The sequence below is a fragment of the Dietzia sp. UBA5065 genome (genome assembly GCA_002415925.1).
Classification (GTDB): Bacteria; Actinomycetota; Actinomycetes; order Mycobacteriales; family Mycobacteriaceae; genus Dietzia.
The window spans coordinates 20,936-22,595 of sequence record DIAZ01000122.1; the positions used below are offsets into that span (position 1 = coordinate 20,936).

General features: G+C 72.1%; 2 protein-coding genes. One reads left to right on the forward strand and one right to left on the reverse strand.

Features of this window, described 5'->3' with window-relative positions:
* On the reverse strand, nt 1-489 hold a 489-nt coding region (locus tag B4M60_RS09465; protein WP_291082759.1), incomplete at its 3' end, for an LLM class flavin-dependent oxidoreductase.
* 108 nt (nt 490-597) lie between these two features.
* On the opposite strand from B4M60_RS09465, the gene B4M60_RS09470 reads away from it, so the two are divergent.
* The coding region (locus B4M60_RS09470) for an acyl-CoA dehydrogenase family protein (protein ID WP_291082762.1) at nt 598-1,660 on the forward strand (1,063 nt) is incomplete at its 3' end.

Genomic DNA, 1,660 nt, shown 5'->3' on the forward strand with positions numbered 1-1,660 from the left:
GAGGACCACCGGCGGCATCACGTCCTCGCCGGCGGCCAGCGCGCGGGTGCGGTCGAGGGCGTCGAGGTACTCGCGCATCGCCGAGAGCGGGCGGCCGTAGTGGTGGCCGCGGTGGCGCTCGACCAGCGGGGCGTGGGAGACCCCCAGGCCCAGGACGAACCGCCCGGGGTGCGACGCCTCCAGCGTGCGCGCGGCCGAACCGGCGGCGGAGGCGTCGCGGCCGTAGATGTTGGCGATACCGGTGCCGATCGTCATCCGGCGGGTCGCGCCCAGGTAGAGCTGGGCGGCGGTGAACGCCTCCCGACCGACCGCCTCGCCGAACCACAGCGACCCCCAGCCCTGGTCGTCGAGCTCGCCCAGCACGTCGGGGACCTGCGCGACGGGAACGCCCTCGAGCGAGCCCGTCCACAGCCCGACCCGGCCCAGTCGGCCGCGGCCCGCCCGGTCGTCACGGGCGGGGTGGGTGGCGTTCACGGCGGGGGCGCTCATGCGTGCGAGTCTGCCCGAACCCGGCGGCGGTCTGCGGGAAACCCCGTTGCCGGGCGTCCGACCACGACACACTGGGCTGACACGTGTTACAGCGAGGAGACGCAGCCGATGTACGAGTGGTCCGAGACCGACCTGATGATCCGCGACGCCGTACGGGGGTTCATCGCCAAGGAGATCCGCCCCCAGATGGATGCGCTCGAGAGCGGCGAGATCACGCCGTACCCGATCATCCGGAAGCTGTTCGCCGAGTTCGGGATCGACACCATGGCCGCCGACGGCGTGGAGAAGATGCTCGCCCGGGAGCGGGCGAGGGAGACCGTCGGCGCCGCGGCAGGTGGCGCGCCGCGCGGCGACGGTGGGGAGGGGGACGACGACGAGGACCGCGGGACCGGCGGCGCCCTCGAGAGCCGGGACTCCATGATGGCCGTGGTGATCAGCGAGCTGGCCGGGGCGTGCATGGGCCTGGTCTCGGCGCTCGGGGTGAGCCTCGGGCTGGGCGCCACCACGATCGCCTCGCGGGGCACGCTCGAGCAGAAGGAGCGCTGGCTGCCGGGGATCGCCACCATGGAGAAGGTCGCCTCGTGGGCGATCACCGAGCCGGACTCCGGCTCCGACGCCTTCGGCGGGATGCGGACCTACGTGCGGCGCGACGGCGAGGACTACATCCTCAACGGCCGGAAGACCTTCATCACCAACGGCCCGTACGCCGACGTGATGATCGTCTACGCCAAGCTCGACGAGGGCGGCACCGATGACCCGGCCGCCCGGCGGGACCGCAAGGTCCTCACCTTTGTGCTGGACAAGGGCATGGAGGGGCTCACCCAGGGCGCGCCATTCAAGAAGATGGGCCTGCACAGCTCCCCCACCGGCGAACTGTTCTTCGACAACGTCCGCCTGGGACCGGATCGGCTGCTCGGCGGGTCGGGCGAGGGCCGCGGCGGGGACGGGCGGGAGTCGGCGCGGTCCAGCTTCACGGCCGAGCGGATCGGCGTGGCGACCATGGCCCTGGGCATCATCGAGGAATGCCACCGGCTGTGCGTCGACTACTCGCGGGACCGCACCCTGTGGGGCCAGGAGATCGGCCGCTTCCAGCTGATCCAGCTCAAGCTGGCGAGGATGGAGGTCGCACGGATGAACGTCCGGAACATGGTGTTCCACTCCATCGAGCGGG